Here is a 26770-nt window from a genome sequence, read left to right as displayed (position 1 = left end):
ATATTGTGATATTTATCACTTTATTTTGAGTGCATTTTTTATTCAATTGTTCTCATAAGAATTACAACAAAATCACTGCAAAACATTGCAAGAAAGGCTCTTGTTCAATCATGAAAAGAGCCTCTCTTACTCAGAATAATGACGAATTCGCTATGACTGCTTAGAATCTGGCGTTGGATTATTCGGCGTAGCAGGCTGCGCATTCGGATTTGGATGATCTGGCGGTGCATCTGCTGCATCTGGCTGGTGATCAGCCACCATATAGGCAATTAATGCCACTAGGAAAATCCCCACAACTATAAGAATATAAACAGGCAGCTTACGTTTACGTTCAGTTTCTTCTGGTGATGAAGCATGTGAAGATGGTTTGCTATAATCGTGTTTCATATTTTCACCCTCTTATTTTTTATATCCTTTACCATCATAACAAGCACTTATGTAGCATTGTGTGAAAAAGCATTGTAGCAACGTGTTCTTTGTTTCATCGTTGTACTAAAAAATAGGCTATACTATGCGATCGATTTTTTTGTTTAAACAGTTATGTCGTACCGTCAGCAAAATGTAACGCTTGATCTTGACACTGACGTCACCCACCAGTGTACATTGCATCACACGCGCGATGAACACCTTATTGGTATAATTGAATTTAGCAAACCGAGCTTTTCGATAAAATGGGGAGATCTGGAATATTTTCGTCGCAGAACCGAAGAATTTTCTGTGATGCCCTTTCCCGATTGCGTTAATGCCATGATCATTGATATTCGTAATGTCAACGCTTTTTTAGACAACGAAGTACCGATTATTCCATGGCGCCTGCTTGAAGAAGAATGTCCGATTCGTCTGATCGTGCCTCACGAACGTCTTGCGCATTATATCGGGGTATTTGAACCCACCTGGATCAATACCGATCTAGACAGTGCAATTAGCGAACTGCGCGAGTTTATGGATATGTTTGTGCACTGAGTGCGCAAACCGCTATACTTAATGTATGGCATGCTGTATTTCACTGATTACCAGTAGTTTTCCACGGCAATATTTCCTTCTCCGCGTCGGTTCATGGTCAAACCACGGCGCTTCAAGGCTTCTTTGGTGTCGTCTACCATCTGTGGATTACCGCAGAGCATTACATGGCTGCTTGCAGCATTTAATTGCTGACCAACGGCAGCTTCTAGCTCACCGTTTTCAATCAGGATCGGCAGTCGATCATGTAGCTGAGCATGTGGATCACGGGTGATGATTGGCACAAATTTAAAGCCGTTATGTCCCTCTCCAAAACTTAAGGCAATTTCTTCAATCCGCTTCACGTACGCCAGTTCAGAAACCGTTCTTACGCTATAAACCAAGTAAATCTGCTGATAATTTTCCCATGTGGCAAAATCTTGCAACATCGAAATAAATGGAGCTAAACCTGTTCCAGTTGCCAAAAGCCATAAATCTTGTGGCAGCGGCAGTTGATAGCGTGCCAAGGTTAAAAAACCATATGGGATTTTTTCTAGATACAGTTCGTCACCCACCTGCAAATGTTGCAAGTTTGAGGTAAAAGCGCCATCTGGTACTACAATTGAAAAAAACTCGAGTGTTTCATCGTATGGCGAGGACACAATCGAATAAGCACGCACCACCAGATCATCTTTTACTTTTAAGCCAATTCGTGCAAACTGCCCTGCTGCGAACTTAAAATGCGCAGGACGTGTTAGGGTAAAACTAAACAAGGTTGGGGTCCAACGATGTACCGACAACACTTTTTCTACGCTAAATTTTTCAAATGACATAATTTCAACGTGGCACGAAATGGTGTGCTCATGTTAGCATGACACGTCAATTTTTTAATACTTTTTAAAGAGTAAGGCTTCATTCCATGCGCATGACATTACGTCAGTTGGCTGTTTTTGTGGCAGTCGCTCAAGAGGGAACGGTCACCAAGGCCAGTGATGCAGTCCGACTCACCCAAAGTGCAGCCAGTATGGCGCTGGCCGATCTGGAAGATGGCCTGGGCGCACCATTGTTTGATCGTTTGGGAAAACGCCTGCAGCTGAATGATCTTGGCCGCTTCTTATTGCCTCAAGCACTTGAAATTTTAGGGCGCTGTGAAGCATTTGAACAAGCGGCCAAAGGTGAATTACAAAGTATTGATCTGCGTTTGGGTGCGACCCTGACCATCAGTGATTACCTGATTCCCGATCTAATGGCAGACTTTCTACAGATTCATCCGCAAGCGCATTTGCAGCTACAAGTAGGCAATACTCGTCAAATGATTGAAGCCGTCAATCAATTCCAGCTTGATCTGGCACTGATTGAAGGGTCGTGTCATTTACCACAGCTACAGTGTATTCACTGGCTCAACGATGAACTTGCCGTATGCTGCTCGCCAGAGCATCCGCTGGCTCAGCTCAATCGTGCACTCACCCCAGAAGACTTTTTAAACGTGGAGTGGATTTTACGTGAAGAAGGATCTGGTACGCGTGAAGTGTTTGATAATGCGATCTTGCAAGATGTACCTGATGCCAATATCCGCCTGACACTCGGACATAACGAAGCCATTTTAAAAATTGTCGCCGGTGGTCTGGGTATGTCGTGTATTTCCAAACTGGCAATACAACCGCTCATTGAAAAAGGTCAGTTGGTGATTCTAAAAACACCATTTTGGGAGCTTACCCGCCCGCTGCATCTTTTAGTACATCGTCAAAAGTATCAGGGGCCTGGGCTGAAGGCATTTATGAATTTTTGTGAAAATCGAGTCAATGACATTTAAATCATTCTTATCATCAAGAAATAAAAAAAGCCACGAGAACGTGGCTTTTTTTATTAATCTTTTTGGACGCTACCAAAAATCTTATCTCCGGCATCACCTAAGCCCGGTACAATGTAGCCGTGCTCATTGAGTCCGTCATCAATTGAAGCGGTATAAATCTCAACTTCTGGGTGTTTGTCCTGAACCTTTTTAATTCCTTCAGGCGCGGCCACCAGCACCATCACACGGATATCTTTACAACCGCTGGCTTTGAGCACATCAATCGCCGCAATCAAAGAGCTACCGGTCGCCAACATCGGATCGATAATCATGGCAATACGGTTAGCAACATCAGGTACCAGTTTTTTGTAATAGGTACGTGCTTCAAGCGTTTGTTCATCACGCTCTAGCCCTAATACACTCACTTTAGCACTTGGAATCAGATTGAGTACGCCATCGAGCATACCAATGCCTGCACGCAAAATTGGCACGATGGTGATTTTCTTGCCTGCAATACGCTGTGTTGCAACTTTACCTGCCCAGCCATCAATTTCATGATCAACCAACAGTAAGTCCTGTGTTGCTTCATAGGTCAGCAACATCGTGACTTCTTGCGCTAATTCACGAAAATTTTTAGTACTAATATCCGCACGACGCAACAAACCAAGTTTATGACGGATTAAAGGATGGCGGATTTCTTTAATGGGCACGAGAGACACCTAAAACTACACTAAACTCCGGGTATTATAGTGGGTTTTAAGCATGAAATATAAAAAAAGCCTCCAAAAATGGAGGCTCTTTTTGTTAAAAACCCATCATTATTGATGATTTGCTAACACAAAGTGCAATGGTGAAAGAATTTCACCTTCAAGTGCCAGCTTGATGATTGGATCAGGATAGATACCAATGATCAACACCAATGCAGCCGCAGCAAGCACCATGATTCCACCAACTTTTTGCCCCCAATGCTTATCGGCATCGATACGAGGAACGTCTGGTGGTGTCATATACATGACGATCATGACACGTAAGTAGTAGTACAAACCAATACCACTACCTACAATAATCATGGCAGCCAAGAACCAATGCTGGGTCGTAACGGCAGCCATAACGACCAAGAACTTCCCGATAAAACCAGCAGTCAATGGAATACCAGCCAAAGATAGCATCATGACGGTTAAGGTGGCAGTCAATACCGGACGACGCCAGAACAAACCACGATAATCGGCCAAGCTCTCTGCTTCATCGATATTGTTATACGGGCTTGACATCAATGCCACGGCACCGAACGCACCAATCGTGGTGAGTACATAAGTAATGATATAAACCGTTACACTGCCTAAGCTTGCATAGGTCATACTTACCAAAGCAATCAGTAAATAACCAAAATGTGCAATCGAAGAATATGCAAGTACACGTTTTAAGTTAACTTGACGTACAGCCAGCAAGTTACCAATCACAATCGACAATACCGCCAAAATGGTAATGATCGTCACGATGGAGTCGATTAGAATCGCGCCAGAAGTCAGCATATAGCGAACAAACAGACCCACTGTCGCTACTTTGGCAGCCGTCGCAAGGAACGTTACCAATGGTGCTGGTGCACCTGAGTAGACATCTGGTGTCCACTTGTGAAAAGGTGCAAGTGACAGCTTGAATGCAACAGCAAAAATGATCAGGCCAAGACCCAAGATCACCATTGGCTGTTTGATCGCTTCAAACAATGCTTGTACTGAATCGTAAAATGCCAGTGAACCCGTATAGGCATAAATGTAAGCCATACCCATCAATAACATGGCAGATGCAGTCGCAGACAGTACCAAATACTTGATACCCGCCTCCAATGAACGGCTACGCTGATAGGTGTAGGCCAGCAAGCCGTACATCGGAATTGACATTAACTCAAGACTGATAAAGAACGACGCATAATGCGCGCTCGCCACCATGAGCATGGCACCCGACACTGAAATAAGCAGCAATAAATACAGCTCTTCACGATTGTCTTTGTAGCTTTCAATATACGCATGCGACAAGGTACAGCACGCCAATGAGGCAACAACAATCAAAAGTTGATAGAGCAATGTAAATGGATCAACCATAAACATGCCCATGATGTTAGACGGAACAAATTGTCCGCCAAACATAGTCAAAAGAATATAAGCCGCTGTTAAATTTAAGCCTACGACTGAGGTGGTCGCGATGAGATTATGATTACGTTTGATCGAAATCAGAATCATCACCACCACTGCAGTGAGAACCACAATCAGGACAGGAGCTAAAGGCATGAGCTGAGAAAACGACATTGTGAAGTTCATGGCTTATTGGATCTCCACATTACTAAGTTGGGCTACTGCCTCTTGAGTAACGTCAACGACTTGTTGTACAGGCACATAACTGTTGCTTAACCACTGCATAGATGAATGCGAGATGTCTAGGAAAGTTTGCGGATACATCCCCAACCAGACTAGGCCAACCAAACAAATCATCAAGATCCCTACTTCGCGAGCAGACAAATCTTTAAGCGGGCTATTGTAATGCTGTGCTTGTTCCGGATTCGGCTCACCAAACAATGCGCGGTGAATCAAGATCAAACCGTATAGACCCGCAAACACCAAACTTACAGCTGCAATAATGGTAAAGGTCGGATATTTGTTGAATGAACCCATCAAGATCAGGAATTCACCAATAAAGTTACCTAGACCAGGAATACCGACCAATGCCGCAACAAAGAACATTAAGAAAAATGGCAAGTAACGGAACTGACCGCGAATACCACCCATTAAGCGCATATCGCGAGTGTGCAGACGCTCATAGATTTGACCGCACATAATGAACAGTGCAGCAGACGACAAACCGTGTGCCAGCATCATGATCATCAAACCTTGATAAGTCAGAATGTTTCCGGCATAAATCGCGAGCAATACAAAGCCCATGTGCGAAATTGAGGTATACGCCAATAAACGCTTCATATCGGTTTGCTGGTAAGCACACCAAGCGCCGTAGAAAATACCGATCAAACCAAAGATAATCGCAATATCTGCAAACTGTGCAGATGCTGCCGGGAAAAACGGAATCACAAAACGAAGCAAACCGTAGGCCGCTGTTTTAATCAAGATCCCTGCAAGGTCAACCGAACCTGCCGTAGGTGCCTGTGCATGTGCATCTGGCAACCAACCATGTAACGGGAAAACAGGCAGCTTTACTGCAAAACCAATAAAGAAGCAGAGCATAAATGCATATGCCACACCTGCTGGTAGGTTATTGGCCACGGCAAGCAAGTAGTTGTAATCAAATCCGATCATTCCGGTCATCATGTAACCGTAAACCACCAGACCCAAAATACCAATCAGCATGATCAAACCGCAGATTTGGGTATACAGGAAGAATTTCGTTGCTGCATATACACGCGAGCGTCCATTCGAACCTTTATGTCCCCATAGTGCAATCAAGAAATAGATTGGAACCAGCATCATCTCCCAGAAGAAGAAGAATAGGAACATATCGATGGCTAGGAACACCCCGATCACACCGCCCAATGACCACAGTAAGTTCAGGTGGAAAAAGCCAACGTTTTTCTGGATTTCACCCCAAGAACAACCGACTGCAAGAACACCCAGCAATGCGGTTAAACCCACCATAAGCAGCGATAAACCATCCACTGCCAAATGAATGCTGATACCGAGGGTTTTAATCCAAGGAAGATAAAACTCAGATGACCATGTTGGTGTTTTTTCGCCGAGCTCGTAATGATAAGTACCATGCTGCCACAGTGCGATGGTCAATCCCAAAGTGATTAACATGCCAATCAAGGCAATCCAGCGTGGAAGTTGCTGGTCGAGTTTATCGACCAACCAACACACAAAACCAGCAATGAACGGAATCAGAATCAGCGCGGGTAAAATTAAATTGTTTTCCATTTTATTTCCCCACAACCTGAAGAATAATCAGGATCATCAATAACACCACTACACCGAGTGACATGCTTGATGCGTATTCACGCAACGAACCCGTTTGACGTGAGCTGGTGAAGCTGTTACCACCACGTACCAACGCTGGAAGCAAGAGCCACAAGCCATCAATCGGATCACGACCTAAAATTTTCGCGATGAGTAAATACGGTTTAACAAATACGATGTCATAAAGTGCATCGAAACCAAATGCCGTGCGGCAAATATGCGCCAAACCTAAACCCAGACCAGTTGCAGCAAATGATTTTACTGCATTGTAAGCAAAGGCAAACAATACAATTCCAACAACCAGACCTGCAATTGCAACACCACTTGCCAAGTGCTCAGCATGTGATACCGCAGCTTCCATTGATTCAGGAATCATAAAGGCTGGAATTTTTGCTGCCGTCAAGATATTGAGTACCGGCCCTTGAAGGAAATAACCTACACCTGTTGAAAACACTGCCAAAATAGCCAATGGTCCCCAGTAGGTCACACCATGAATGGCATGTGCTTCGGTTTTTTCTTCGCCAAAGAACACCACCCAAATGAGGCGGAAGGTATAAATTGAGGTCAGGAATGCACCTGCTACACCCACCCAATACAACGTTGAGTAAAGTGGAAGATTTGCAATGCTCGACTGTGCATACACGGCACCCAAAATTGCATCTTTTGAGAAGAAGCCAATCGTTACGATCGGTAGTGCAGCTAATGCACCGCCACCAATCACGAAACACCAGAACACAAATGGAATCTTCTTACGAAGCCCACCCATTTTGAAAATGTTTTGTTCGTGATGACATGCCAGAATTACAGCACCAGACGATAGGAACAATAATGCTTTGAAGAATGCATGTGCAAGCATATGGAACAATCCGGCTTGGTACGCTTCTGCACCCACAGCCATAAACATATAACCGAGCTGACTCATGGTTGAGTAAGCCAAGATACGTTTGATATCGGTTTGTACCAGTGCTGCAAAACCTGCTACGAGCAGCGTTACTGCACCAGTAATTGAAATAAACTGCATCACTGCAGGTGCCATTTCAATCACCGAATGCATACGGCTAGTGAGGTATACCCCTGCGGTCACCATGGTTGCTGCGTGGATCAATGCCGAAACAGGTGTAGGACCTGCCATCGCATCTGCCAACCACGTTTGTAGTGGAATCTGTGCTGATTTACCCGCTGCACCCAAGAACAGCATCAATGCGGTCCAGATCGAAAGTGATGAACTCTGTGTCATCACCGATGCTGCATTTTCCACAATGTATTGCGTATTGAGCGTACCAAACTGTTGGTAAAGCAAGAAGAGTGCAATCAGCAAGAAGACGTCACCCACACGAGTCACGGTAAATGCTTTGATGGCTGCCCATCCGTTGGCTGGATTTGAATAATAAAAACCAATCAACAAATAAGAACACAGACCAACGCCTTCCCAACCCAAGAATAATAACGCAAGGTTATCGCCTAAAACCAGCACCAACATGCTGGCAACAAACAGGTTAAAATACGAGAAGAAACGCGCATAACCATCTTCGCCACGCATGTACCATGATGCAAAGATATGAATTAAAAAACCCACACCCGTGATCATGCCCATCATGAGCAAGGACAAACCATCAAGATGCAGTGTAATGCCTGGCGCAAAACCACCGACATTAAACCATGTCCATAAATGCTGAACAAAAACAGGTTGACCACTGCTGGTAAATGCGAGTCCCGCCAAAAGCGCAAATAATGCAGATAAACCGACTGAACCAACACCAATGATCGCGGCTACATTTTCAGAAAGTTTGTCGCGACCTGCCGCCAATAAAACAAAGCCGATCAGCGGAAAAAGAATCGTTAAATATAAAGTACTCATCCGCGCATCTCACTTGCAGCATCCACATCCAGATGGTGGAAGCGATGGTAAAACTGAAGGACGATCGCAAGACCGATACATGCCTCTGCAGCAGCAAGTGTCAAAATCAGAATAAACATGATTTGACCGTCAGGCTGTGCCCAAACGCTTCCTGCCAAAACAAATGCCAATGCAGCGGCATTCATCATAATTTCAAGGCTCATCAACATGAACAGTAAGTTACGTCGCACCATTACGCCGTAAAAACCCAGCGCAAAAAGAATGGTCGCGACAATCAATCCATGCTCTAAAGGAATGTTACCCATTATTCTTGTTCCCCTGTTGCACTTGGCTCGCGTTTACCTAAGTGGAAGGCTGCAACCAAAGCTGCAAGCAATAACATCGCGGCAATTTCTACCAATAATAGATAGTGGGTAAAGAGGACTTGACCAACGGCTTTTGGACCAATCACTTCACGGCCCAGCATGAGACCTTGTGTGGTGTATTCGCCGCCGAGCATCCAGATCAATGTCAGTCCGAGCAAAAAGCTCATGAGCGCAGGAATCGCCCACGCATCTGAACTTAACCATTTACGTTCTTGTTCAACGGTGTTGTGCCCAAGATTGAGCATCATCACCACAAAAACGAACAACACCATAATGGCACCGGCATAAACAATGATTTCAAGTGCACCAGCAAATGGCGCACCCACGATCATGAAAATCCCCGCAACTGCAAGTAATGAAACAATCAGACTTAACAACGCATGTACTGGATTCGAGTTCGTTACCACTCGAATCGTCGAGATAATGGCCACAAGAGCCATCAAATAAAATGGCCACATCATGGTAATAAGCTCCGTACATCAACTGGTGCACTTTCTTTTTGTGCCTGACCTTTTTCTTTACCATCAATTGCCATACCTGCAACGCGATAGAAGTTATAATCAGGATATTTACCCGGACCAGAAATCAGTAAATTTTCTTTTTCATATACCAGGTCTTGACGTACATATTCGGCTAACTCGAAATCTGGCGTCATCTGAATAGCAGTCGTTGGACACGCTTCTTCACACATTCCGCAAAAAATACAACGCGAAAAGTTGATACGGAAAAATTCAGGATACCAGCGACCGTCTTCTTTCTCTGCTTTTTGCAAGGAAATACAACCCACCGGACATGCCACCGCACAGAGGTTACACGCTACGCAGCGCTCTTCTCCATCTGGATCACGTGTCAAAACAATACGACCACGAAAGCGAGGTGGTACAATTTCCTCTGCTGGTACTTCTGGATACAGAATTGTGTCACGTTTACGCGTAATGTGAGTGAAGACCATCCACAATGTACGAACGATTGACCCAACTCCAGCTAGAACTTTATACATTTTGTACTCCCTGCTGTCTTAGGCCTGATTCATTAGAATCACAGCACCAGTCACCATAAGGTTGACCAACGCCAGCGGCAAACAAACTTTCCAACCAAAATTCATGACTTGGTCATAACGTGGACGCATCAATGCACCACGTGCCAAAACAAACATCATCACAAAAAATGCTGTTTTTACAATGAACCAGAATGCTGGTGGAATAAACGATACTTCAAGATTGAACGGTGCTAACCAGCCGCCAAAGAACAACGTCACGATCAGTGCAGAAATCAGCACAATGTTGACGTACTCAGCAACGAAGAACATCCCCCATTTCATGCCGCCATATTCGACGTGATAACCTTCTGCCAGCTCTTGTTCGGCCTCAGGTTGGTCAAATGGATGACGGTGAGTTACGGCAACGCCTGCCACAACAAAAATCATGAAGCCAAGGAATTGTGGAACAATAAACCACATATCACGTTGAGCTTCGACAATTTCACGCAGATTAAATGAACCTGCAATTGCCACCACGCCCATGAGCGAGATCCCGAGAAACACTTCATAGGAAATGGTCTGAGCCGCTGAACGAAGTCCCCCAAGAAGCGAGTATTTGTTATTCGATGCCCAACCACCAAACAACACGGCATACACTGCAATTCCGGCCATCGCCATAAAGAACAACAGTCCAATGCTCATGTCTGCCACACCCAATGTCGGGCTGACTGGAATCACGATAAAAGACAGCACCGCTGTCGCCATAGCAACTGCTGGTGCAAGACGAAACGTCAGTTTGTCTGCAAACTTTGGTGTCCAGTCTTCTTTAAACATGATTTTAAGCATGTCGGCTACAATCTGGAACATCCCGCCCGGACCTACACGGTTCGGACCGTAACGGTCTTGCCACCATGCCAGCAAACGACGCTCGATAAACGACATCAATGCTGCAATTAGAACAACCACCAACAAGATCACAATCGCCTGCACAACGGCATATGCGATTGGCCAGTTTTCTGCCCAGAGTGGAGTTTGGCGCATGATTTCTTGATTCATGAATTACACTCCCACCGCAACAGAAACAGGTTCAGCAAGCGAAATCATCGGTGCCAAACCTACTGGATAACCAATATATCCTGCTGGTAAATACTCAATCACCTGAACGGGTAAGCTCACTGTCGTCTCACCTGCCTGTACTTTGAGTGACGCACCGTCTTTTAGATTTAAACGTGCCGCATCTTGTTCACCTACTGCAAAAGCAGCTTCTGGAATACGCGATTCCATCGCAGGTGTCTTGATGGTGAATTCACCAGAGGCAAAAATATGATGCATTGGTACCAAACGGAAGCTTTCAGGATGTGACATCACCGCTGATGGTGCCACATAACTACGTGCCGGACGTTTTGGTAAACGATCAAACAGACGCACGCCTGAGTCACCACCTTTCAAATGTCCACCGACTTCGTCTTGATACTTGTTCCAAGATTGCGGTGAGTTCCAACCCGGCGCCCATGCAAATGGAACCAATGATGCTGCTTTTTGAGGGCCTACATAACCTTCCATCGAGAACGTTAATGCTGAGTCGACATCGACAGGTTGCTTTGGCTCATGAACCGAAATCGGGGCACGTAGTGCTGTACGACCTGAATAACGACGTGGTTCACGGGCAATTTTCAGACCATGTACACGATAGCCTGCATCTGGTGCCACATCTTGAATCGCATCGAGTACAGGTACATTTTTCACAACAGAGTCAATGACATCGTCTAGCACAGTCCAGATAATTGACTTACCTTTTAAACCTGTTTCGATGGCATGTAACCAGCGCCAAGATTCTTTAATGGCATATTCCGGTTTGTAGTAGCTTGGATCATAGACCTGATAGAAACGCTGTGCACGTCCCTCTTGGCTCACTACGGTTCCATCGCCCTCTGCAAAGCTTGCAGCAGACAGTACCACATCGGCCTGTTTCACCGTATCTGTTTCACTATGATCAAGCACAACAACAGATTGTGCTTTTTCAAATGCAGCATTGACACGTGTTGCAGGTAAACGGCGATATAAATCGTTTTCAAGCACGACCATCACGTCATAGTCTTGTGCAAAAGCCTGCTCAAGGCTTAAACCACCCAAAAGCGCTAGACCCATTGAATTGACTTCAGGAACGGTTAGGGATAATCCTGCCTCTGGGCCAAGGTTTTGTGCAACTTGCGCTGCTGCTTCGATAATTGCCGGATCTTGCAGACTTGTGCCCGAGATGATCAATGGCTTTTTCGCTGCTTTTAATGCATCCGCAATGCTTTGTGCAAATGCTTTGGCATCATCGTCTAGTCCAGTCAGTGTTTCGCCTTGAACTGCTGCTGCCACTGCAAAACCTAAACGCGCAATATCATTTGGTGATGCAACAACCTCACCCGTTGCCACATCGGCTAAACGTGTTTGGGTGGCTGCCAGAATGTAAATTGGCGATTTGGCATCTTGACCGATACGTTGTACAGGCTCTGCCAACCATTCTGGTGTACGACGATCTGCCGCCATTTGTTTGGCTTTGTTTTTGGCAGCCTGACGAACCGACAGTGCCATACGCGGTGCAGTTTGAGTCAGATCTTCACCTAAAATCAAAACTGCATCGTAGCTTTCGATTTCACGCATGTTCGGGTTATAAATTCCCTGTGTTTGCATGATAGACGCAGCAAGCTCAACCAAGTTTTGTTCTTTTTGCGAGATACCAGTCGAGAAGTTATCCTGACCAACCAGCTCACGTAGTGCAAAGTTTGATTCAAGGCTAGCGCGCGGAGAACCCACACCCAATACTTTTTTGCCTTGTAAGGTACTGATTACTTGATCAAGTGCTTGATCAACCGACACAGTAGTAACAGACGTGCCCGAACGGAACTGCGGCTGACGCGGACGATCTTCACGGTTCACGTATCCACCACCAAAGCGACCTTTATCGCAAAGGAAGTATTGGTTTACTTCACCGTTGAAGCGGTTTTCAATACGACGTAATTCGCCATAACGCTCGCCCGGAGAGATATTACAGCCCGATGAACAGCCATGACATACGCTTGGTGCGTACTGCATATCCCATTTACGGTTATAACGTGCTGAATGCGTCTTATCGGTGAATACACCTGTTGGACACACTTCGGTGAGGTTACCCGAAAATTCAGATTCCAGCGTTCCAGATTCTGGACGACCAAAGTACACACGTGCTGCATTGGCGTAGACACCAAAATCGGTTCCGCCTGCGTAGTCGTTGTAGTAGCGTACACAACGGTAGCACGCGATACAGCGGTTCATTTCATGTGCAATAAACGAACCCAACTCTTGATTATAGTGGGTACGTTTTGTGAAACGATAGCGACGACGGTCATGACCGGTCATCACCGTCATATCTTGCAAATGACAGTGACCGCCTTCTTCACACACAGGACAGTCGTGCGGATGGTTGGTCATCAAAAACTCAACCACCGACTCGCGAAACTCAACGGCTTCTTTATCTTCAATTGAGATATAGGTATTGTCTGTTGCAGGTGTCATGCATGACATCACCAGACGCCCACGCGTGTCTTCAGGATTTGCATATTGGGTCACCGCACACTGGCGGCATGAGCCCACAGAACCTAAAGAGGGATGCCAACAAAAATATGGAATATCAAGGCCGAGGGACAAACATGCTTGTAGCAGGTTTTCAGATCCATCAACTTCGTATGATTTTCCATCGACATGAATTGTAGCCATAGTCGAATTCCTTAAGCTTGTGCAACGTTGCTGGCTTGAACAACAGGGCTATTGGCCACTTTTGCTTCAAACTCGCTACGGAAATATTTAAGCGCGCCCATGAGTGGCTCCATCGCACCAGGTGCGTGTGCACAGAATGTTTTACCAATCCATAACTTACGGGTGAGCTCTTGAAGGTGCTGGATATCTTCCATCTTGCCTTCACCATTTTCGAGTGCTTTCAACGCTTTTACAGCCCAAGGGAGACCGTCACGACACGGTGTACACCAGCCACACGACTCACGCGCAAAAAACTCTTCCAAGTTACGTGTTGCAGCAACCATACACTGTGTCTCGTCGACCACCATCAACAAACAGGTGCCCAAACGTGAGCCTGCTTTCATGATAGTTTCTGAGTCCATTGGCAAATCAATGTGTTCTGCCGCCAAGAAGTCAGTTGAGGCACCACCCGGCAACCACGCTTTGAGCTTAAGCCCATCACGCATACCGCCAGCATGCTCTTCAATCACTTCACGCGCCGTTGTACCAAATGGCAATTCCCAAAGCCCTGGGAATTTCACTTTGCCAGATGCCCCATAAATTTTGGTGCCAGGATCTTTCGATTTGCCTGCAGACAGACCGATGTACCACTCTGGACCACGCAACATGATGGCAGGCAAGTTATTGTAGGTTTCAACGTTATTGACAATCGTTGGACGACCCCATGCACCCGCAACTTGCGGGAATGGCGGTTTAGTACGCGGATTGGCACGACGACCTTCAAGCGAGTTGATCAGTGCGGTTTCTTCGCCACAGATATAACGTCCTGCGCCAGTATGTACATACAGCTCGAAGTTCCAGCCTGTATCTAGAATGTTTTCGCCCAAGTAGCCTTTGGCACGCACTTGTTCGAGTGCTTCATTGAGATACTGAGCCGCTTCGATGTATTCGCCACGAATAAAGATATAGCCTTGTGTTGCCTCAAGCGTATAACCTGCGATGAGCATCCCTTCGATCAACTGATGTGGAAGCTGTTCCATCAACAGACGGTCTTTAAAGGTACCTGGTTCCATCTCGTCGGCATTACAAATCAGGTAGCGCGGGCCACCATCGTTTGGCGCCATCAGCGACCATTTAATGCCCGCCGGGAAACCCGCACCACCACGGCCTTTTACTGTGGCTGCTTTTACCACTTCAAGTACTTCAGCAGGTTTCATGCCCAATGCTTTTTTAAAGCCAGCATAACCGTCTAGTGCTTCGTACTCATCGGCATTTCGTACATGTTCCTGTTTACTCAAACGCCAAGTCAGTGGATGAGTTTCAGGGTTACCATCGCCATAAATCGGTTTTGGTTCAGTATTCATACATACTTCTCCAATAACTGCTTGACCGAAGACACGTCCACCAAACCATGGGTATCTTCATCGATCATTAAAGTTGGACCTTTATCGCAATTTCCTAAGCAGCAAATTGGCAATAAAGTAAAACGGCCATCTGGAGTAGTTTGTCCGTACTGGATTCCCAACTCACGCTGAAATGCTTCTGCCAGCGTTTCTGCACCCATTAAGAAACAGGCAATTGAGTCACACAGCAAAATTACATGGCGGCCGACTGGTTGGCGGTAAATACGGTTATAAAAGGTAGCAACACCTTCTAAGTCCGCCACACTAATGCTAAGCAATTGTGCAATTGCATTCATTTGTGCATCGTCAACCCAGCCATTACGGCGCTGTACGCACTTAAGAGCATCCAAAGAGGCCGCACGTGGATATGGATAATGATGAATGTGATGTTCAATTTCATGAATCTCATCAGCAGTCAAAATCCCTTCCACATTCACGCGAGGTTTTTTATCAGTCAAAATCATCATAATCGTTTATCCCTAGCGATCCACGTCGGCCATAACCACATCGATGGTCGCCAAATAAATGATCAAGTCGGACACCAAGCTGCCATTAATTACTGACGGCATTTGCTGCAAGTGCGTGAAGGTTGGTGTACGGATACGCGTACGGTAGCTCATGGTGGCTTTGTCTGAGGTGAGATAATAGGTACTCGCCCCTTTTACCACTTCCGTCATGAACGATGCTTCACCCGCAGGCATAACCGGACCCCATGACACACTTAAGAAGTGATTAATCAAGGTTTCGATGTCTTGCAGAGTTTTGTCTTTTGGTGGTGGAACAGCCAATGGATGATCGGCTTTGTACGGACCAGACGGCATGTTGTCTAGACATTGCTGAATGATTTTCAATGACTCAGTGATTTCACGGAAATGCACCATGACACGCGCGTAAGCATCACCTTCGTACTCGACTGGCACATCAAAATCAAAGTTTTCATAGCCACTGTACGGACGGTATTTACGTACGTCGAAGTCGATACCTGTTGCACGTAAACCTGTACCCGTCACGCCCCAAGCCAATGCTGATTTTGCGTCGTATTGCGCAACATTACGGGTACGACCAATAAATACCGAGTTTTTCAGCGCTGCTGTATGGTATTCATTTAGACGCTTTGGCATCCACTCAAGAAGTTCCTTCACCAGCTTATGCCAGTTGTTTGGAAGATCGTGGGCAGTACCGCCGATACGGAACCAAGCCGGGTGCATACGATAACCCGTGATGGCTTCGACGATGTCATACACTTTTTGACGGTCGGCAAACATATAGAATACTGGTGTCATGCCACCGGCATCCTGAATGGCTGTACCACAGAACAACAAGTGGTTATTGATACGGAACAATTCGTTCAACATGACACGAATGACTTGGGCACGCTCTGGCACTTTAATACCAGCAAGCTGCTCAACTGCCATCACATACGGCATGTTTTGCGCACAACCACCCAAGTAATCTACACGGTCGGTATAGGGAATGAACGAGTGCCATGTTTGACGCTCTGCCATTTTTTCCACACCACGGTGGTGGTAACCGATATCCGGTACGCAGTCTTTAACTTCTTCACCATCAAGCTGCAAGACCACACGGAATGCACCGTGCGCAGACGGATGGTTTGGACCCAAGTTCAAGAACATAAAGTCTTCGTCGGCATTACCGCGCTTTAGACCCCAGTCTTCAGGAACAAAACGCAAATGCTCTTGTTCGAAGTCTTGCTTGGCTTTGTCCTGCATGTACGGCGTGTATTCCGTAGCACGTGCAGAATATTCTTTACGAAGCGGATGGCCTTCCCAATAGGTTGGTAGCAAAATACGACGGAGCATTGGATGCCCTTCGAAATTGATGCCAAACATATCGTAGGCTTCACGTTCGTACCAGTTGGCGTTTGGCCAGATATTGGTCGCTGTTGCAATATTGAGATCGCTCTCATTTAAAGCAACCTTGATTCGGATGTCACTGTTACGTTCTAAAGACAGCAAATGATAGAAAACAGTGAAATCTGAAGCAGGCAAACCATCGCGGTGTACACGTAAACGCTCATCTATTGCAGACAAATCGAACAACATGACATAAGGACGGTCTACCTTACGTAGAAACATCAAAACTTCTTGTACGCGTGAGCGTTCAACCCAGACAGTTGGAAACTCTTCACAAGTTGTTTGCACATAGAAGTTCTCACCAAATTTGGTCTTGAGCTCTTCTACAATTGCAAATGCTGGGCGTGAATCAACAGCGGTTGATTCTGGCATAGCAATGTCAGTTTCAGCCATTGGTTTGGCTTCCTATTTAATACAAATTCTTTTAGGTTTTTTGATCATCCTGCGCCCTGATGAGCGCAAATTATCAAAAATTTACTCAATTTCATCCATGGAGCGTAAGTTTTTAACCGCAATCCGCTCTGCATTTTTACGATCGCGTTCTGGCATCATCTTTGGCTTATAAATCGGCTGAAGATCATCACCAATTACGGCAGACAACGGACGACGCTCAAGTTGAATTTGGTTTTGCAGCAGCATTAGCGCCTGAATTAATGCTTCTGGACGAGGTGGACACCCTGGGATATAAACGTCGACTGGAATGATTTTGTCTACGCCCTGTACCACTGAGTAGATGTCATACATACCACCAGAGTTTGCACATGCACCCATGGAAATGACCCACTTTGGTTCAAGCATTTGTTCGTACAAGCGCTGAATAACAGGTGCCATCTTGACAAAGCACGTACCTGCGACAATCATTAAGTCAGCTTGGCGCGGTGAAGCACGAATAACCTCGGCACCAAAACGTGATAAGTCATGGACACCGGTTAGGGTTGTCGCATATTCAACATAACAACAAGACGTACCAAAGTTGAAAGGCCAAACTGAATTTTTTCGTCCCCAGTTCACTACGTTATGCAATACATCTTCAAGGCGAGTCATAAATACATTTTTATTGACTTCTTCCTGAAGTGGATCACTGACAACTTGGCGTTCTTGTAATGGATATTGATTAGCATCCGGATTCGCACGGGTTAATGTATATTTCATCCCGAGTTACTCCTGTATAGATGACGGTGCTGTCGATGTGTTTGACTTCATTCGACCAGAGGATTGTGCAGGGATATGACCAGTTGGATCGATGACCAACTCTTCAATTGAATTAAATCGCGTGATCTCTGCAATATTCATGTTTGGAGATCCAATCTTCGGTTTAATTCCTGCTGCCTTACGACGATCTGAAGGCGACCACGTCAGGGCACCCGTCGCAAAGACATAAATCAATGCAATCAGAAGATCTACAACAAAAATCAACATCGTGGTAAAGCCCATCCAACCCACTTCACGCACAGACGTTGCCCACGCATAAAGATAAAGTGCTTCAAGATCAAACACGACAAAGAAAATAGCAACCAAATAAAATTTTGCAGACAAACGAATGCGAGCACCACCTGCGCTCACCACACCCGATTCAAACTGTTCCTGCTTTGCGCGTCCCCATGATTTACCCCCTAGGAGTAAGGGAACAGTAAGCATAAAAACGCACAGAAATGTAACGCCGATCACGAAGGCAATAATTGCCCAATCGTATGGAGTAATGGCACTCATGCGGGGATAACTCCTGGCAGGCCTATTATTTAACAAAGAAATATATGTTTCGGTCTTGGAACCGCACCAAACACAAAATTAATCCCGCCAATTGTACCTGATTTCGCTTTTCTCTTTCTAGTTCAAGCCTCTTCGCCTTTAGCATGGTTTTTATACAATTTTGTCACGCAATCACGTTCAACCCCAACGTTCACGTAGATTATCGATTTAACTAATCATTAATCAATTTATGATTATTTTTTTCTTTTTTTAACTTTTTTGTCGTTTATGTCTGTCATTTGAGTCATTGGCATGATTTATCACGTTCAATCCGATTTGCACCACAATAGCGCAAGCATAATAAATTTAAATTATGATTATTCATCCTTTTCATAAATTATGGTTAAATGCGCAGCAGAATGAAAATGTAACATTTTATTAAGAGCGTCATCTTATTTTAAGGCTTGATTCTATGGTTCACTACTTTAGAAATACGTTATCACGCTCTACAAAGCAACATTTTATTTTATTTTTTATTATTATTTTTCTCTGCTGTACTTTGGGTATCTTAACCCGCCCCTTAAGCTTTCTTGCTTCTTTCTGGCCTGCCAATTCGATTTTTCTTGGTCTCTTAATCCGTTATCCCACTCTGCGTAATCGCTACGCGCTCACAGGTGGAATACTTGGGTATTTAGTATCAGACAGTATTTTTGGTTCAAGTCTGCCCGAAATCCTTGTTCTGACTTTGGCCAATCTGTGTTATATCGCAGTCACCTTTGGGTTATATCATCGTTTTATTCGCAAATTACAAGGCAGCTATCAAGGCTATTTTTATTTGTTTTTATTTAGCTTTTGCGCAATTGGCAGTTTCGCAGGTGCTTTATTTGCAAGCCTATTTGTTCCCATGATCAGCCCGGTATTTATGCATGGTAATTTCTGGATTGAACTGGGCGGCTGGTTTACCGCAGAGATGCAAAATGCCTTGTTGCTATTGCCTATCTTGATTAGCTTGCCATTTCGAAATGAACTTAAGCATTTCTTTCAAACGCCTATCGAATTTCAACATCTGCTACCCGTCATGAGCGTGACCGCTGCGCTTGTTTTCTGCTTTTATGACAATGGACCCGGTTCTGTACTTTATCCGATCGCGGTATTGATCTGGTGTGCGCTGACCTATCGACACTTTTCAGTCACGATCATTACCTCGATTAGTGCCAGTTTGTTACTGTACCATTTAACTCATAATTACATCGTACTGTATCCGCAGGAATATCTTGAAAACAGCATCTCAATTCGTTTGGGTATGATCATGATGGTCATTGCCCCGCTTACCGTGTCGAATATCAACAGTATTCGGAGCCGGTTGATCGAAGATCTAGAGTATATTGCCTCGCACGATGAACTGACCTTAAGTCTTACCCGTCGTTATTTTTATCAGACCGCACGCACACTATTTACAAAAATATTAGGCAACAGCACCCCAAGCGCACTGCTGATGCTGGACATCGATCACTTTAAATCGGTGAATGATAACTATGGTCATTTTATTGGTGATCAAGCCATTAAACTGTGCGCGCATACCATCAAATCATGCCTAAGGCCCAACGATATTTTGGGCCGCCTAGGAGGAGAAGAGTTCGCCATTCTTTTACCTCAAATTGGAGCACATGAAACCTTCTTACTGGCCGAGTGCATTCGTAAAAAGGTCAGCGAACATCCGATTTACTTATCCAATAACCATCCTATTTATATTCATGTCAGTATTGGCATTAGCTTTTTTCAGCCGAACCACACGGCGTCCTTAGAACAAATGCTCAAAGAAGCCGATCAGGCATTGTATCGAGCCAAGCAACAAGGACGAAATACCATCTCGAGTTACTCATAACTTGTTTCAATTCAGCTACATGCTTTAATCATCTTTATACACTGACGTGCTGTGTGGATGTGTATGCTGAAAAGACAGAATAAGGAGTAAAAGAATGAGCCTTGAATTTACACATAAACCGAATTATTTCTTTTATGCGCAATTACTTGTTCGCCATATCGAAACCTATGCGCAAAAACACGCCGATGCAGATCACGTTACTTTTGATTTAAAAGAAATTTATCAATTATTTCGTGAAGACTTTGCTTCAACGACCACAAACCTTGAAGGCATTTTAAACATCAGTGATGAATACCGTGTAGAGACATTGGCAGGTGGGGACCAAAAACTAATTAACCATTACAAGATTGATGCTGAAAACAATACACTGAGCGTAGACTTCAACCAAGATGCATTAGCTGCATTAAAACAAGGTAAACCCTTGATTGCACCGGATGCCAGTCTTTATCAGTAAATTTAACATTTAAAAAAAGAAGGCAGCTTATGAGCTGCCTTCTTTCATTTTAAACTGGTTTTTCTTCTTCAACGTTTGATTAAAACGCTTGGCCGGCCAGCGCATGATAAAACGCGCCCCGCCCAAATCTGGACTTTCATCTACTTCAATTGTGCCACCAAACCAGTAGGCAATACGACTGACGATAGAAAGCCCAAGCCCATAACCACCCGAAGCACGGGTTCGACTGTCATCAAGTCGTGCAAATGCCTCAAAAATTCGTACGCGGTCTTCTTCTGCAATGCCCTGCCCGTCATCTTCCACACAGATGTAAGCATTACCGTCGCCTTGAATACCCCCACTGATTCGAACTTTATGATCGCAGTAGCGTACCGCATTACCGACCAAATTTTGCACCACACGGTGTAAGTAACGTCGCTCTGCATCGACCATAATGGCGGTCGCAGGTGGAATCAGCTCGATTTCTTTTTGGGTTTTAAGTGCTTCGGTTTCGACTGCTACCTGACTCAACAAATCGAGCAGAATAATTTCCTCAAAATCCAGCGATGGCGTACCTTGCTCAAGCTTGGCGTAGGTCATGATTTCATCAATCAAGGTATTGAGTGCCTCAATATCACGATCAATCATTTCCATTTGTTGAATACGGTAGTCGTAATCGTCTTCTTCTGCGAGCATTTCCATACCAAACCGGATTCGCGCCACTGGCGTACGCAGTTCATGCGAGACAGCTCGCATCAGTTCGCGCTGTGCCTCAATCAACCGCTGAATATGGTCGGACATATTGTTATAACTTGAAGCCAGATTGGCCATTTCATCACTTCCCTCGATCGGAACACGAAGCGACAAATCTCCTGATTTCATGCGGTTTAAGGCATAACGCACCTGACGGATCTTGCGCTCTAGCGGCAAGATTAAGCCATACACCCCTAAGCTAAGCAGAAACAAGCTAAACAACGTAATACCGGCAGATAATTGAAACGGCATCCAGTTAAACATCGGAACCGGACCGAGCACCAATACATTGAGTGGATTGTTCGGCATAGGTGAAATAATCGAAATGGTCGTACCACGAATGGTGGCATTATCACGGTATAGCATAATGCTTTGATTTTGACGAAGACGACCAATCTGCTCTGAATCAAGATTCAGATCTTTCACATTATAAATATTGATCGGATAAGAAAAATGCGTCTGGATTTTTTCGACGTATTGCTTTTCTTGACCCGGATAATAAATCAAGTAATCCAAAATAAAGATCGGCAGCGCTTTCATCTGGCGCTCACCGATTTTATCGACCTTAATATAGAGAAAATGCTGTGGATCGCTCCGCAGTCCGATAATCACATATGCAATAGAGGTTTCGGCATCATACCGAACCACCGATTTTTGTTCTTCTATACGTTTTTTTTCGGTGCGGGATAACTCGATTTTACTTGCATCGACATAATAAATCGGTAATTCCAGTAAATCTGAGGCATCGGAAATCCAGTCCAGCTTTTGCTGTTTAGTCGGCTGACGAGCAATACTCTCACTGATCACAAAGGAAATACCATCAGTCAATGATTCACGATATTCCTGTGCGCGCTGATAGTTAATGATCTGGACAAGCAGATAGCCAAATAGGGCCACCAACATGACCAGTACCACCAAACCCGCATAAATACGTAAAAATATACTGTGCTTAAACACTCGATCAGCCTTAAACAAGAAGTGCTCTTGGTCTCAATGGCAAAGATTATAAGCCATTAGTTTCTTTTACAAACAAATAACCTTTACTACGAACGGTTTTAATTCGTTTCGGATTTTCCGGATCGTCACCAATTTTTGGACGAATACGAGAAATACGAACATCAATCGAGCGATCCTGACCGTCATATTCGATGCCACGTAAACGCTCGAAAATATCTTCACGCGACAAAATGCGACCAGCATTAGAGGCAAGTAACCACAACAAATCGTATTCGGCGCTGGTAAAATCGACCAGTTCACCATTGAGCGTCACTGAGCGTCCGCCATTATCGATGACTAGATCATCAAATTCGATACGCTGTGCAACTTCGTCTTCTACTGTTTTGTCGGTACGACGCAACAAGGCACGGATACGCGCTAACAATACGCGTGGCTGAACAGGTTTTGCGACATAGTCATCGGCACCCATTTCAAGGCCTAACACCTGATCCATATCTTCGGTACGTGCAGTTAACATCAAAATAGGTTGATGATAATGAGGGCGCACTTCGCGACAAACCGTCAAGCCATCGGCACCAGGCAACATCACATCAAGTACGACTAAATCTGGTTGTTCGCCAATAATACGACGAATCGCGCGATTACCGTCTGTTTCGACCCCCACTTCCAATCCATTACGGATCAAATATTCTTGTGTCAGACGTGCAAGACGCTCGTCATCTTCAACAATTAAAATCTTGGGTAACTTTTCTTCTTGGCTCATACTTTTGCCCCTATCATCTATTAAAGTGTCTTGTTCAAAAACCAACAATTACACCGACATAATAGATTGCAATATACACACGTTTACATTGTAAACAAGTCCTCGTTCACCAAACTGATACACGTCCGTTGTATTTTGTTGCATTTTTATTAAGTGTTGAATTTTCAGGTCTTTTTAAATATTTTTCCGCCTCAGATCACAAGTTCACCAGTCGTCGCAAAGACCGTCCAATTATTAAACAAATTATTTCACCGGACCAAAACAACAGCACTGAACGAGTGTTTTTTGAGTTATCCACACAGTTATCTATACGTGTTTTTAACAGCCTTTGTTATGCTATGCACCACAGAATCATGCACATAGAATTTGGAAAAAAAATTAAAGAAAAGTCAAGATTGATATCCTGCCAAAATTCCCGTATCTTGTGCCTATAAACTATATTAACCACTAAGTCTTGTGTTTATCCCTCAAACATCGTGCACAAATTTGCCCGGTTCAAATGGTCCATGAACATAAATACAGATCACAATGGAGCTATGCTGACATGAGCGTAATCACTTCAACTCCTGGACAACTTCAGGTGATTAAACGCAATGGAGAAGTTGCTACCTTTGATGCAGAGAAAATCTCTGTTGCGATTGGAAAGGCATTCTTAGCTGTTGAAGGTCAGCAAAGCGCTGACTCAAGTCGTATTCATGACCGAATCAGTCAATTAACCGAAATGGTGATGAACACCTTTAACCGTCGCTTACCTTCTGGCGGTACTATTCATATTGAAGAAATTCAGGATCAGGTTGAACTTGCGCTGATGCGTACTGGCGAACAAAAAGTTGCGCGTGCTTACGTGATTTACCGTGAGCAGCGTAGTACTGCACGCCAGCAAGCAGGCGCCAACCATCACCCAACCTTACAAATCACCGACAATCAAGGTCAGCTTCAACCGCTTGATCTCGATGCACTAAAAGCCACTGTTGAAAAAGCAGCGGAAGGCCTTGAAGGCATTAACATTCAAGCAATTGTCGATGAAACTGTTAAAAACCTGTACAACGGTGTCAAAATTAGCGACATCGCCACCACCATGATGATGGCAACACGTACACGTATTGAACAAGAGCCAAACTATACCTACGTGACTGCGCGTTTATTACGTAACGAACTTGTGGCAAAAGGCCTTGAGTTTTTGGGTTTACCAGAAGACACCCTAGAAAGCGATGCGCTTGAAACTTTCCTGAAAAAAGGGATTGAGCTTGAGCTACTAGACCCAGAACTCTTAAAGTTTGATTTGGCGCAATTGGCGGCAGCGATTAAACCTGAGCGCTCAAACCAGTTTACATACTTGGGCTTACAAACGCTTTACGACCGCTACTTCATTCATTCAGATGGCGTGCGTTACGAATTGCCACAATTGTTCTTCATGCGTGTCTCGATGGGTCTGGCGCTCAACGAAGAAAACCGTGAAGCACGTGCAATCGAGTTTTATAACCTACTTTCAAGCTTTGACTACATGGCGTCTACCCCGACCCTGTTCAATGCCGGCACACTACGCCCACAGTTGTCGAGCTGTTACCTCACCACGATTGGTGATGACCTTTACAACATTTATGGTGCGATCCGCGACAATGCGATGCTGTCTAAATGGGCGGGCGGCTTGGGTAATGACTGGACACCAGTACGCGCACTCAACTCGTACATTAAAGGCACCAATGGTAAGTCTCAAGGTGTTGTACCGTTTTTGAAAGTAGCGAACGATACAGCTGTTGCGGTTAACCAAGGTGGTAAGCGTAAAGGTGCAGTCTGTGCATACCTAGAAACGTGGCACCTCGACATCGAAGAATTCCTAGAGCTTCGTAAGAACACGGGTGATGACCGCCGTCGTACACACGACATGAACACGGCCAACTGGGTACCAGACCTGTTTATGCAGCGTGTGTTTGAAGATGCAGAATGGACGTTGTTTACGCCATCTGAAGTACCAGACCTACACGACTTGACTGGCGAAGCATTTGCAGAGCGTTATGCGCACTATGAAGCGATTGCTAAAGAACAAGAGCTGTTGCACAAAAAAGTCCGTGCGCAAGACTTGTGGCGTAAAATGCTGTCGATGCTGTTTGAAACAGGCCATCCGTGGATTACATTTAAAGATGTATGTAACTTACGTTCGCCACAACAACACGCAGGCGTGGTTCACTCGTCAAACTTGTGTACAGAAATTACGCTCAACACCAGCGAAGATGAAATTGCAGTATGTAACTTAGGTTCGATCAACCTTGTTCAGCACGTACAAGGTGGTTCACTTGACCGTGAGAAACTGGCACGTACCATCAAAACTGCTGTGCGTATGCTCGACAACGTTATCGACATCAACTACTACGCAGTGCCACAAGCGAAAAACTCGAACTTGAAGCACCGCCCTGTGGGCATGGGCATCATGGGCTTCCAAGATGCACTATATGAATTGGGTCTTGCTTACGGTTCTGATGCAGCGGTTGATTTTGCAGATGAATCGATGGAAGTTATCAGCTACTACGCGATTCAAACCTCAAGCGACTTGGCGGTTGAACGTGGTGTGTACTCAACCTTTAAAGGTTCACTCTGGGATCAGGGTATTTTGCCAATCGACTCACTTGATATCGTGGCAAAATCACGTCCGGAGCGTATGTTTGAAGTAGACCGCACCCAACGCCTAGACTGGGATACTCTACGTGCTAAAGTGCAAAAAGACGGTATGCGTAACTCAAATGTGATGGCGATTGCACCAACCGCCACCATCTCGAACATTTGTGGCGTTTCACAGTCGATTGAGCCAACCTTCCAAAACCTGTATGTAAAATCGAACTTGTCGGGTGAATTTACGGTCATCAACCCATACCTTGTACGCGCTTTGAAAGAACGCGACCTGTGGGACACCGTGATGGTTAACGACCTGAAACACTTTGAAGGTTCGGTACAAAAAATTGCGCGTATTCCTGAAGAATTAAAAGCAATTTTTGCTACAGCATTTGAAGTTGAGCCACGCTGGATTGTTGATGCAGCCTCTCGTCGTCAAAAATGGATCGATCAAGCGCAATCGCTGAACTTGTACATTGCAGGTGCAAACGGTAAGAAACTTGACATTACCTATAAAATGGCATGGTTGCGTGGCCTCAAAACGACGTATTACCTCCGTGCATTAGGTGCCACTTCTGCCGAGAAGTCGACTATTAACACTGGCGCATTAAACGCAGTTAAAGCTACCGCGACTGCAGCACCAGTGGCAGCAGTTGCGCCAGAAGTAAAAGCAGAAACCACTGAAGATGGCTTTACACAAGCTGCTCCAGTGCCAATGGCTTGCTCAATCGATAATCCTGACTGCGAAGCGTGTCAGTAAAACATCCCTTCAGGAACGTTTCGGTTTGAGGCGT

At 44.9% G+C, this 26770-nt stretch carries 23 protein-coding genes; 5 read left to right on the top strand and 18 right to left on the bottom strand.

The annotated features are described in order from the left end of the window. Positions 1-150: 150 nt before the first annotated feature. The gene (locus QLG00_RS07135) at positions 151-387 is read right to left on the bottom strand and encodes a hypothetical protein (protein ID WP_004935055.1); all 237 of its coding nucleotides are present in this window, start codon (positions 385-387) and stop codon (positions 151-153) included. Between the two features lie 153 nt (positions 388-540). Between QLG00_RS07135 and QLG00_RS07130 the strand changes: the two genes are divergently transcribed. Further along, positions 541-963 carry a hypothetical protein gene (locus QLG00_RS07130; RefSeq protein ID WP_004935052.1) on the top strand — a complete coding sequence of 141 codons (423 nt, stop codon included), beginning with the start codon at positions 541-543 and terminating at the stop codon, positions 961-963. Positions 964-1010: 47 nt separating this feature from the next. On the opposite strand, the gene QLG00_RS07125 is transcribed toward QLG00_RS07130, so the two are convergent. Next, positions 1011-1772 (bottom strand): ferredoxin--NADP reductase, encoded by a 762-nt coding sequence (locus QLG00_RS07125; RefSeq protein WP_282470711.1) that lies wholly within the window; start codon positions 1770-1772, stop codon positions 1011-1013. An 86-nt stretch (positions 1773-1858) separates the two neighbouring features. On the opposite strand from QLG00_RS07125, the gene gigC reads away from it, so the two are divergent. Then, complete coding sequence (gene gigC / locus QLG00_RS07120) at positions 1859-2752, top strand: LysR family transcriptional regulator GigC (protein WP_004935044.1); 894 nt, start codon at positions 1859-1861, stop codon at positions 2750-2752. A gap of 53 nt (positions 2753-2805) precedes the next feature. Here the strand turns inward: gigC and upp are convergent, their stop codons facing one another. From upp to ndhC, 14 genes are all read right to left on the bottom strand, one after another. Continuing rightward, positions 2806-3441, bottom strand: coding sequence for a uracil phosphoribosyltransferase (gene upp, locus QLG00_RS07115; protein WP_004935042.1), 636 nt, complete (start codon positions 3439-3441; stop codon positions 2806-2808). Positions 3442-3549: 108 nt separating this feature from the next. Then, the gene (gene nuoN, locus QLG00_RS07110; RefSeq protein ID WP_004935040.1) at positions 3550-5046 is read right to left on the bottom strand and encodes an NADH-quinone oxidoreductase subunit NuoN; all 1497 of its coding nucleotides are present in this window, start codon (positions 5044-5046) and stop codon (positions 3550-3552) included. Positions 5047-5049: 3 nt separating this feature from the next. Beyond that, positions 5050-6648 carry an NADH-quinone oxidoreductase subunit M gene (gene nuoM, locus QLG00_RS07105; protein WP_004945590.1) on the bottom strand — a complete coding sequence of 533 codons (1599 nt, stop codon included), beginning with the start codon at positions 6646-6648 and terminating at the stop codon, positions 5050-5052. A gap of 1 nt (position 6649) precedes the next feature. Then, the gene (gene nuoL / locus QLG00_RS07100) at positions 6650-8545 is read right to left on the bottom strand and encodes an NADH-quinone oxidoreductase subunit L (protein WP_025094477.1); all 1896 of its coding nucleotides are present in this window, start codon (positions 8543-8545) and stop codon (positions 6650-6652) included. Further along, a complete protein-coding gene (gene nuoK / locus QLG00_RS07095; RefSeq protein ID WP_004922503.1) occupies positions 8542-8850 on the bottom strand; it encodes an NADH-quinone oxidoreductase subunit NuoK in 309 nt (102 codons plus the stop codon). The genes nuoL and nuoK overlap by 4 nt, the downstream gene beginning before the upstream one ends. Beyond that, a complete protein-coding gene (gene nuoJ, locus QLG00_RS07090) occupies positions 8850-9368 on the bottom strand; it encodes an NADH-quinone oxidoreductase subunit J (protein WP_171063737.1) in 519 nt (172 codons plus the stop codon). Before nuoJ ends, nuoK begins: the two co-directional genes overlap by 1 nt. Beyond that, complete coding sequence (nuoI, locus tag QLG00_RS07085; RefSeq protein WP_004935031.1) at positions 9368-9910, bottom strand: NADH-quinone oxidoreductase subunit NuoI; 543 nt, start codon at positions 9908-9910, stop codon at positions 9368-9370. Before nuoI ends, nuoJ begins: the two co-directional genes overlap by 1 nt. An 18-nt stretch (positions 9911-9928) precedes the next feature. Beyond that, positions 9929-10945, bottom strand: coding sequence for an NADH-quinone oxidoreductase subunit NuoH (gene nuoH, locus QLG00_RS07080; RefSeq protein WP_004935029.1), 1017 nt, complete (start codon positions 10943-10945; stop codon positions 9929-9931). A gap of 3 nt (positions 10946-10948) precedes the next feature. After that, positions 10949-13633, bottom strand: a complete 2685-nt coding sequence (gene nuoG / locus QLG00_RS07075) for an NADH-quinone oxidoreductase subunit NuoG (protein WP_282470710.1) — start codon at positions 13631-13633, stop codon at positions 10949-10951. Positions 13634-13644: 11 nt separating this feature from the next. Beyond that, a complete protein-coding gene (gene nuoF, locus QLG00_RS07070) occupies positions 13645-14976 on the bottom strand; it encodes an NADH-quinone oxidoreductase subunit NuoF (protein ID WP_004935024.1) in 1332 nt (443 codons plus the stop codon). Next, positions 14973-15482: an NADH-quinone oxidoreductase subunit NuoE gene (gene nuoE, locus QLG00_RS07065; RefSeq protein WP_004935022.1), complete on the bottom strand. Its 510-nt coding sequence runs from the start codon at positions 15480-15482 to the stop codon at positions 14973-14975. The genes nuoF and nuoE overlap by 4 nt, the downstream gene beginning before the upstream one ends. Positions 15483-15494: 12 nt before the next feature. Next, complete coding sequence (gene nuoC, locus QLG00_RS07060; protein ID WP_151764546.1) at positions 15495-17282, bottom strand: NADH-quinone oxidoreductase subunit C/D; 1788 nt, start codon at positions 17280-17282, stop codon at positions 15495-15497. An 81-nt stretch (positions 17283-17363) separates the two neighbouring features. After that, entirely contained in the window at positions 17364-18041 is a 678-nt protein-coding gene (locus QLG00_RS07055; RefSeq protein ID WP_004935017.1) for an NADH-quinone oxidoreductase subunit B, read from the bottom strand. A gap of 6 nt (positions 18042-18047) precedes the next feature. Further along, positions 18048-18599, bottom strand: coding sequence for an NADH-quinone oxidoreductase subunit A (ndhC, locus tag QLG00_RS07050; protein ID WP_004935016.1), 552 nt, complete (start codon positions 18597-18599; stop codon positions 18048-18050). 451 nt (positions 18600-19050) lie between these two features. Here ndhC and QLG00_RS07045 point away from each other — a divergent pair, with 451 nt between their 5' ends. Together QLG00_RS07045 and QLG00_RS07040 are read left to right on the top strand one after the other, a co-directional pair. After that, entirely contained in the window at positions 19051-20463 is a 1413-nt protein-coding gene (locus QLG00_RS07045) for a sensor domain-containing diguanylate cyclase (RefSeq protein WP_282470709.1), read from the top strand. A gap of 94 nt (positions 20464-20557) precedes the next feature. Further along, positions 20558-20917, top strand: a complete 360-nt coding sequence (locus QLG00_RS07040) for a hypothetical protein (protein ID WP_004945574.1) — start codon at positions 20558-20560, stop codon at positions 20915-20917. Between the two features lie 27 nt (positions 20918-20944). Here the strand turns inward: QLG00_RS07040 and bfmS are convergent, their stop codons facing one another. Then, the gene (gene bfmS / locus QLG00_RS07035; protein ID WP_004935013.1) at positions 20945-22606 is read right to left on the bottom strand and encodes a sensor histidine kinase BfmS; all 1662 of its coding nucleotides are present in this window, start codon (positions 22604-22606) and stop codon (positions 20945-20947) included. Between the two features lie 46 nt (positions 22607-22652). Beyond that, entirely contained in the window at positions 22653-23369 is a 717-nt protein-coding gene (gene bfmR / locus QLG00_RS07030) for a response regulator transcription factor BfmR (RefSeq protein WP_004935012.1), read from the bottom strand. A gap of 544 nt (positions 23370-23913) precedes the next feature. Between bfmR and QLG00_RS07025 the strand changes: the two genes are divergently transcribed. Beyond that, the gene (locus tag QLG00_RS07025; protein ID WP_076032977.1) at positions 23914-26736 is read left to right on the top strand and encodes a ribonucleoside-diphosphate reductase subunit alpha; all 2823 of its coding nucleotides are present in this window, start codon (positions 23914-23916) and stop codon (positions 26734-26736) included. The last annotated feature ends 34 nt before the right edge of the window (positions 26737-26770 follow it).

It is taken from the genome of Acinetobacter sp. V89_7 (genome assembly GCF_029967895.1).
Classification (GTDB): domain Bacteria; phylum Pseudomonadota; class Gammaproteobacteria; order Pseudomonadales; family Moraxellaceae; genus Acinetobacter; species Acinetobacter soli.
Note: the sequence above shows the minus strand (reverse complement) of the source record. Positions and strands in the feature narration are given on the sequence as shown.

Coding starts and splice junctions, on each gene's coding strand:
- nuoK (WP_004922503.1), bottom strand. CDS start 8,850: ATGGGTAACATTCCTTTAGAGCATGGATTGATTGTCGCGACCATTCTT.
- ndhC (WP_004935016.1), bottom strand. CDS start 18,599: ATGAGTGCCATTACTCCATACGATTGGGCAATTATTGCCTTCGTGATC.
- nuoE (WP_004935022.1), bottom strand. CDS start 15,482: ATGATGATTTTGACTGATAAAAAACCTCGCGTGAATGTGGAAGGGATT.
- bfmR (WP_004935012.1), bottom strand. CDS start 23,369: ATGAGCCAAGAAGAAAAGTTACCCAAGATTTTAATTGTTGAAGATGAC.
- QLG00_RS07025 (WP_076032977.1), top strand. CDS start 23,914: ATGAGCGTAATCACTTCAACTCCTGGACAACTTCAGGTGATTAAACGC.
- nuoG (WP_282470710.1), bottom strand. CDS start 13,633: ATGGCTACAATTCATGTCGATGGAAAATCATACGAAGTTGATGGATCT.
- nuoL (WP_025094477.1), bottom strand. CDS start 8,545: ATGAGTACTTTATATTTAACGATTCTTTTTCCGCTGATCGGCTTTGTT.
- nuoC (WP_151764546.1), bottom strand. CDS start 17,282: ATGGCTGAAACTGACATTGCTATGCCAGAATCAACCGCTGTTGATTCA.
- gigC (WP_004935044.1), top strand. CDS start 1,859: ATGCGCATGACATTACGTCAGTTGGCTGTTTTTGTGGCAGTCGCTCAA.
- nuoM (WP_004945590.1), bottom strand. CDS start 6,648: ATGGAAAACAATTTAATTTTACCCGCGCTGATTCTGATTCCGTTCATT.
- QLG00_RS07055 (WP_004935017.1), bottom strand. CDS start 18,041: ATGAAATATACATTAACCCGTGCGAATCCGGATGCTAATCAATATCCA.
- QLG00_RS07135 (WP_004935055.1), bottom strand. CDS start 387: ATGAAACACGATTATAGCAAACCATCTTCACATGCTTCATCACCAGAA.
- QLG00_RS07045 (WP_282470709.1), top strand. CDS start 19,051: ATGGTTCACTACTTTAGAAATACGTTATCACGCTCTACAAAGCAACAT.
- nuoH (WP_004935029.1), bottom strand. CDS start 10,945: ATGAATCAAGAAATCATGCGCCAAACTCCACTCTGGGCAGAAAACTGG.
- nuoJ (WP_171063737.1), bottom strand. CDS start 9,368: ATGTGGCCATTTTATTTGATGGCTCTTGTGGCCATTATCTCGACGATT.
- QLG00_RS07130 (WP_004935052.1), top strand. CDS start 541: ATGTCGTACCGTCAGCAAAATGTAACGCTTGATCTTGACACTGACGTC.
- nuoN (WP_004935040.1), bottom strand. CDS start 5,046: ATGAACTTCACAATGTCGTTTTCTCAGCTCATGCCTTTAGCTCCTGTC.
- nuoF (WP_004935024.1), bottom strand. CDS start 14,976: ATGAATACTGAACCAAAACCGATTTATGGCGATGGTAACCCTGAAACT.
- QLG00_RS07125 (WP_282470711.1), bottom strand. CDS start 1,772: ATGTCATTTGAAAAATTTAGCGTAGAAAAAGTGTTGTCGGTACATCGT.
- QLG00_RS07040 (WP_004945574.1), top strand. CDS start 20,558: ATGAGCCTTGAATTTACACATAAACCGAATTATTTCTTTTATGCGCAA.
- nuoI (WP_004935031.1), bottom strand. CDS start 9,910: ATGTATAAAGTTCTAGCTGGAGTTGGGTCAATCGTTCGTACATTGTGG.